The organism is Porphyromonas bennonis DSM 23058 = JCM 16335 (assembly GCF_000375645.1).
Lineage (GTDB): Bacteria > Bacteroidota > Bacteroidia > Bacteroidales > Porphyromonadaceae > Porphyromonas_A > Porphyromonas_A bennonis.
This window is the reverse complement of sequence record NZ_AQWR01000022.1, coordinates 24,165-31,056: the sequence shown is the minus strand read 5'-3', so window position 1 is coordinate 31,056 and position 6,892 is coordinate 24,165. Positions and strand designations below refer to the sequence as shown.

Sequence of the window (6,892 nt, the reverse complement as noted above, 5' to 3'; positions counted from 1 at the left end):
AACTATTTATGGTTATTTATAAATAAAAGCTCATCATCAAGATGTCACCAAATGACCATCTGTACGAAGCAACGCAGGGGATGTCGGCACGGTAGGTGCCGACATCCCCTGCGGGTGTGATCTATAGGCTTTAGTGGAGGGAGGGATCAGCGAAGACGCAGCTCTCTCTCTCTCTCTCTCTCTCTCTCTCTCTCTCTCTCTCTACGGAACGTGACGCTGCACTGATCTGCCGGTCATTCGCCGGAAGACAGTCAGATCTGGTGTGCCAATATGATGCGCCTGTGAGAGACATAGATGATGTGATAAAAATGCGAAAAGTGGTTTTAGTAATCTGAAGAATTCTATCACTTGACAAATGTATATAATAAATTTGTATTAGCAAATAGGTTTGAAGCAATTACTCAGGGGTGTCGCACATACCAGTCAGTTAATCAGTGCGACACCCTAGCGGGGTCGCGAGATCGCTAGCAACGCCTGACCCCCGGGTCGTCGGGGCTATGCCCCTTGACCCGGGTCTAAAAAGCGGGCACCCCTGTCGGGGTGCATCGTTCACCACTCTTCGCAGTGAGTTGAATGGTTTCTGTACTACTCAAATGCGTCAGCCCTAAGCAATTACTGAGTGAGATCCGAAATTGAGATGTTCGACTCGTTCCACTTGTCCGACACCACAGTCTAGGACGCAGTAAGGCGTAGGGATCATAACGACCCCTGCGCCTTACTGTGTCTATACTCGTCCTGTCGGGATTACTTCAGGATGCCGAGGTCGTGGCCGATCTTGTCGAAGGCGGCGATACAGCGGTCGATCTGCTCGTGGGTGTGAGCGGCAGAGAGCTGTACGCGGATGCGCGCCTTGTCCTTCGGTACCACCGGGTAGCTGAAGCCGGTGACGAAGATGCCCTCCTCCTGCATGCGGGCAGCGAACTCAGCTGCCTTGGCAGCGTCGTAGATCATCACGGCGACGATGGCGCTCTGTGTGGGGAGCAGGTCGAAGCCAAGCTTCTTGATCTTCTCCTGGAAGTAGGCGACATTGTCCATCAGACGGTCGTGGAGCTCCGTCGACTCCTCGAGGATACGGAAGGTCTCGATACCTGCACCGACGAGAGATGGGGGGAGAGAGTTGGAGAAGAGGTAGGGACGTGAGGTCTGGCGGAGGAGCTCGATGATCTCCTTCTTACCGGTGGTGAAGCCACCGACAGCGCCACCGAAGGCCTTGCCGAGGGTACCGGTGATGATCTCCACCTTACCACGCACGCCATACTGCTCGGTGACACCGCGACCGGTCTTGCCGACCACGCCGGCGGAGTGGCTCTCGTCGACCATTACCATAGCGTCGTACTTCTCAGCCAGCTCGCAGATCTTATCGAGCGGAGCGACGTTACCGTCCATAGAGAAGACGCCGTCCGTGGCGATGACGCGGAAGCGCTGAGCCTGTGCCTCCTTGAGCTTCTCCTCCAGGTCGGCCATATCGCCATTGAGGTAGCGGTAGCGGTGAGCCTTGCAGAGGCGGACGCCGTCGATGATGGAGGCGTGATTGAGCTGGTCGGAGATGATCGCATCCTCGTCGGTGAGGAGTGAGCCGAAGAGACCGCCATTGGCGTCGAAGCAGGCAGCGTAGAGGATCGTGTCCTCGGTGCCGAAGTAGCGAGAGATAGCCTTCTCCAGCTCCAGATGGACATCCTGAGTACCGCAGATGAAGCGGACGGAGGACATACCGAAGCCACGGCGGGCCATCATCTTCTCTGCGGCATCGATCAGTCGCTGATCGTCAGCGAGACCGAGGTAGTTATTGGCGCAGAAGTTGAGTGCGTGGATCTCCTTGCCATTCTGATCCACGGTGATGGCAGAGCTCTGCTTGCTGGTGATGAGGCGCTCACGCTTGTAAGTGCCGGCATCCTTGATCGCCTGGAGAGTCTCCTCGAGGTGCTTCTTATACTTGTCGTACATAGATTGTGATTGTGTATAGATGATTAAGAGTGTCTTCTACTATAGGGTTCGCTTTTACAAGTCCCCCAAAGTTACCACTTTTTTACTCGTTTCGGTTGCGCCGGGTGACTGAGGTCACTTCATCCCGATCAGACGGCGAATGTCGGAGAGCTTATTGAGTGCCTCGAGGGGGGTGAGGTTGTCGATGTCGAGCCCCTTGATCTCGTCGCGGATGGCGGAGAGGGTCGGGTCGTCCAGCTGGAAGAAGCTGAGCTTCATCGGCCCGTCGGTCGTCTCCTCCTCGGCGGCGGAGGGTAGGGAGGTGTGACCCGCCTTGCTCTCCAGCTGACTCAGGATCTCCTCCGCCCGGGTGACGATCTCACGGGGCATCCCCGCCATGCGCGCCACATGGATACCGAAGCTGTGCTCGCAGCCGCCCGGCACAAGCTTTCTCAGGAAGATCACCTTCCCGTCCGCCTCCTTGACGGAGACATTGTAGTTCCGGATCCTCGGCAGCACCCCCTCCAGCTCATTCAGCTCATGGTAGTGGGTGGCAAAGAGGGTCTTCGGGTGGGCGCGATGGTTATTGTGGAGGTACTCCACGATCGCCTGCGCCAGCGAGATGCCGTCGTAGGTGGAGGTGCCGCGTCCCAGCTCGTCCACGAGGACCAGGCTGTTAGGAGTGATGTTATTCAGGATAATGGCCGACTCGGTCATCTCCACCATAAATGTGCTCTCCCCGCGCGAGATATTATCCGACGCCCCGACACGGGTAAAGATCCGATCCACGATGCCGAGCCGCGCCTCACGAGCGGGGACGAAGGAGCCCACCTGCGCCATCAGCACGATCAGGGCTGTCTGTCTCAGGAGGGCGCTCTTACCTGACATATTGGGACCGGTGATCACCATGATCTGATCCGTCTCCGGCTCGCAGTAGACGTCATTGGGGATGTACTCCTCGCCCGGCGGCATCATCCGCTCGATCACCGGGTGGCGCCCCTCCTTGATGTCGATGACGGTGCTCCGGTCCACCTGAGGACGGTGGTAGTCGTAGGCTGTGGCATCGTAGGCAAAGGTGCTCAGCACATCGATCTCCGAGAGAGCGGCGGCATTGCTCTGCAGCACCCGGATATGTCCCATCACCTCGCGGATCAGATCCTGGTAGAGCTCCGCCTCGAGGATGCTGATCCGCTCCTCGGCGCCGAGGATCTTCTGCTCATACTCCTTCAGCTCCGGTGTGATGTACCGCTCGCTATTGACGAGGGTCTGCTTGCGGATCCAGTCCTCGGGCACCTTCTCCTTATGCGCATTGGTCACCTCGATGTAGTAGCCGAAGACGTTATTGAAGGCGATCTTCAGCGACGGGATCCCCGTCTCCCGACTCTCCCGCTCCCGCATCTCGAGGAGATACTTCTTCCCCCCTCCGGCGATGGCGCGCAGCTCGTCCAGACGGCTGCTCACCCCGGCTCGGATCACCCTCCCCTTGCCCACCTGAGCCGGTGCGTCCGGATCGATCGACTGCTCGATCTTGGTCGCCAGCTCCTCTGCCGGATCGAGCCTGAGAGAGAGCTCCCGGAGTGGCTGCGCTCCCGACTCGGCGAGGAGGCTCATCATCGGTCGGATCAGTCTCAGCCCCGCCGCCGTCTGCAGCAGTTCGCGTGGCGAGATACGCCCCACCGCGACCTTGCTCGCCAGTCGCTCCAGGTCGCCTATCCCGGCGAGGTGATTCGCCACCGTCTCCGTCAGCTCCGCCCGGTCGTAGAAGGCCCCCACGCACGACTGACGCCGCTCGATCTCGTGTAGGTCGAGGAGGGGGAAGGAGAGCCACCGCTTCAGCAACCGTCCCCCCATCGGCGTGTGGGTGTGGTCCAGCACATGCAGCAGGCAACTGCCGTCCTCCGTCAGCGGACGCATGATCTCCAGATTTCGGCGAGTAAAGTTGTCCAGCCGGACGAAGTGGTCCTCCTCGATCAGGTGAAGGGTCGTCACGTGACTCAGCTGTGTGTGCTTCGTCGCCTCTAAGTAGTACAGGATCGCTCCGCAGGCGATGATCGCAAGCGGCTTCTCCTCCACGCCGAAGCCCTTGAGCGTGCTGGTGCTGAAGTGTCGCTGCAGACGATCCCTGCCGTAGTCGACCGTGAAGACCCAGTCCTCCAGAGGGTAGTAGTGCCACTGCTCGCCCATCGAGGCGGCCACGGAGGTCTCACGACCCCGCTCGATCAGGATCTCCTTTGGGCCAAAGGAGGCCACCGTCTTGGCCACATCCTCCTCGATCCCCTCTGTGGTGCAAAACTCGCCCGTCGAGAGGTCGAGAAAAGCCGCCCCGGCGCGACCCCCCTTCATCACGATGGCACCGAGGAAATTATTCGTACCCGCGTCCAGCACCGTGTCCTCCATCGTCAGTCCCGGTGTCACCAGCTCCGTCACATCCCGCTTGACGAGCGTCTTCGTCAGCTTAGGGTCCTCGATCTGGTCGCAGATTGCGACCCGCTTCCCCTGCGCGACCAGCTTAGGCAGGTAGACGTCGAGTGCATGGTAGGGGAAGCCGGCGAGGGGCACATCAGAGGCGCCACCATTGGACCGCTTCGTGAGGGTGATCCCGAGCAACTGGGAGGCGGTAACGGCATCGTCGGAGAAGGTCTCATAGAAGTCCCCGACACGGAAGAGTAAGATCGCGTCGGGGTATTTCTTCTTAAACCGGTTGTACTGAGACATCATCGGTGTCTCCTTCACTTTTGCCATAGTTGTCTGCCTTGCTCTGTGTGGTACTGAGGTAGGCAAATGTACCGATTTTCGCCCGTCCCGCATCTGCTCTCACCTCTGGAGATAGGTAAGAGAGGACAACAGAGACGTTTCGTAATCTGGATAAAATGGCTACCTTTGCCCCCGCAAGGTTCTCGTAAGGGGCTTGCAGTTGAGACCGAGAGGTCATCGGGGTGTAGCGCAGTCCGGTTAGCGTATCTGCTTTGGGAGCAGAGGGTCGCGAGTTCGAATCTCGCCACCCCGACAAGACAAAAGAGAGCGATGAGGAGATCTATTTCTCTTCATCGCTCTCTTGCTTTATCTTGGTGGTGTCTCCTACCGACCCATGCGGGTGGAGGGGTTGAGTACCTCGCGGTGGCTGTAGGGCTGCTCCTCGGGACGGTGGAGAGCGGTGTCGGTCGGCTTCTCCTCCGCCGGCAGGGTCGCCTCATCATCGTCCATATAGCAGATCACGTCGCCCTTGCGAACCGTGGCACCCTGATCGGCGACCACCTCGCGTATGCGTCCGCCGACGAGGGCAGTCACCGGCTCGCGATACCCGCCGGAGGGGCAGATCTCGCAGAGGCAGCTCCCGCGGCGGTAGGCGGTGCCAACCTGTGGTGCGGCGGAGCCCTCCTCGAGATTGATCTCCCAGAGGATCTGACCACTCGTGGGGGCGGTGACGGCCGTCCAGGCAGCACGCTTCAGCGCCCGAACCTCCTCAGGGGTGGTGCCGCGGAGAGCGGCGCGCTCAGCACGCTTCTGCTCCAGGTCCTCGAGGAATCGCTCCTTGGCAACACCGGAGCGGTAGTCGCGATACTGCGGCTCGTGCATGGCGAGCTCAAAGAGCTCCTCGTCGTCCTCGCCGTAGTCCCAGCCCTCCTCGTCCATCATCCGGCGGAAGCGGTCGAGGTCGTCGGGGTAATTGGTCTGCGGGTCAGCGTCGGTAAAGGCGAGTCCCTTCTCCTCCGCAAGCGTGCGCAGCTCCTCAGCCACAGGACCGGGGACGCGACCATTCTTCCCGAGGATCATTCCCCATGCCTTCTCATCTATCGCCTGCCACCGATCACCGCCGCGCTCCATATTGAAGACGTTCATCAGGGCGATGTTCTTGGTGTACTGGCTGTAGGGGGTGACGAGGGGCGGGTAGCCGAGCTTTGGCCAGATATGCGCCACCTCGTCGAAGAGCTTCACCATCAGATCGTCGATGGAGATCTCCGGCTCGCCCTTTTGTCGATGAAACATATTGATCGCCTCGTGGATGCCCTGCAGGTCGGACATCATCGAGCCCATCATCCCTCCGGGCAGCCCGCAGCCGATGAGGAGCGAGGAGCACTGGAGATTTTGCTCATTGATGTAGTAGCCGAGGAAGTCGTCCACGAACTCCTGCGTGAGCGTGCGGACCTGCATATAGGCCTTCATATTGATCTCCGGCACCTCAAAGCCGTCCGCTCTCAGCATCTCCCGGATGGTGATCACGTCGGGGTGGATCTTGCCCCACGAGAGCGGCTCCACGGCGGTGTCGAGGATGTCCACTCCGGCGCGTGCCGCCTCGAGCATTGATGCGACGGAGAAGCCGGGACCGATGTGGCCATGGTACTCGATCACGATGTCGGGGTGCGACTCCTTGATCCGGCGGACGATCTGGCCGATGACTGTCGGTCGACCGATGCCGGCCATATCCTTGAGGCAGATCTCCTCTGCCCCCGCCTCGATGAGCGTGTCGGCGAGAGCGGCGTAGTAGTCGACCGTGTGGACGGGCGAGTGGGTGATGCAGAGCGTTGCCTGCGGGGTCATGCCCGCCTCCTTGGCGTACCGGATCGAGGGGATGACGTTGCGGGGGTCATTGAGCCCGTCGAAGATGCGGGTAATGTCGACTCCCTGAGCGTGCTTCACCCTGTACATCAGCCGCCGCACGTCCGACGGGCAGGGGTACATCCGGAGGGCATTGAGCGCCCGGTCGAGCATATGGGTCTTGATCCCCGCCTCACGGAAGGGCTTGGTAAAGGTCCGGACAGCTTGGTTGGGATTCTCGCCGGCGAGCAGCTGGACCTGCTCAAAGGCGCCCCCATTCGTCTCCACTCGGGAGAAGCAGCCCATATCTATGATCGCCGGGGCGACCCGCTCCAGCTGGTGGGCGAGAGGCTGATACTTCCCCGAGCTCTGGAACATGTCTCGGTAGACGAGACTGAATTGTATCGGTTTCCTTTTTGTCATATAAAGAAGG

3 protein-coding genes and 1 tRNA gene are annotated in these 6,892 nt (G+C 59.9%); 1 reads left to right on the top strand and 3 read right to left on the bottom strand.

What is annotated here, in order from left to right:
* Window positions 1-744: 744 nt before the first annotated feature.
* Window positions 745-1,944 (bottom strand): glycine C-acetyltransferase, encoded by a 1,200-nt coding sequence (gene kbl, locus B088_RS05285; RefSeq protein ID WP_018107376.1) that lies wholly within the window; start codon window positions 1,942-1,944, stop codon window positions 745-747.
* Between the two features lie 114 nt (window positions 1,945-2,058).
* Window positions 2,059-4,665, bottom strand: coding sequence for a DNA mismatch repair protein MutS (gene mutS, locus B088_RS05280; protein WP_018107375.1), 2,607 nt, complete (start codon window positions 4,663-4,665; stop codon window positions 2,059-2,061).
* A 190-nt stretch (window positions 4,666-4,855) separates the two neighbouring features.
* On the opposite strand from mutS, the gene B088_RS05275 reads away from it, so the two are divergent.
* Window positions 4,856-4,930 (top strand) — tRNA-Pro (locus B088_RS05275).
* Window positions 4,931-5,001: 71 nt separating this feature from the next.
* Here B088_RS05275 and B088_RS05270 read toward each other — a convergent pair.
* Window positions 5,002-6,882, bottom strand: a complete 1,881-nt coding sequence (locus B088_RS05270) for an oxaloacetate decarboxylase (RefSeq protein WP_081605465.1) — start codon at window positions 6,880-6,882, stop codon at window positions 5,002-5,004.
* Window positions 6,883-6,892 lie beyond the last annotated feature (10 nt).

Bases quoted from the DNA above. Each gene is read 5' to 3' on its own strand.
- kbl (WP_018107376.1), bottom strand. From the start codon at position 1,944: ATGTACGACAAGTATAAGAAGCACCTCGAGGAGACTCTCCAGGCGATC.
- mutS (WP_018107375.1), bottom strand. From the start codon at position 4,665: ATGGCAAAAGTGAAGGAGACACCGATGATGTCTCAGTACAACCGGTTT.
- B088_RS05270 (WP_081605465.1), bottom strand. From the start codon at position 6,882: ATGACAAAAAGGAAACCGATACAATTCAGTCTCGTCTACCGAGACATG.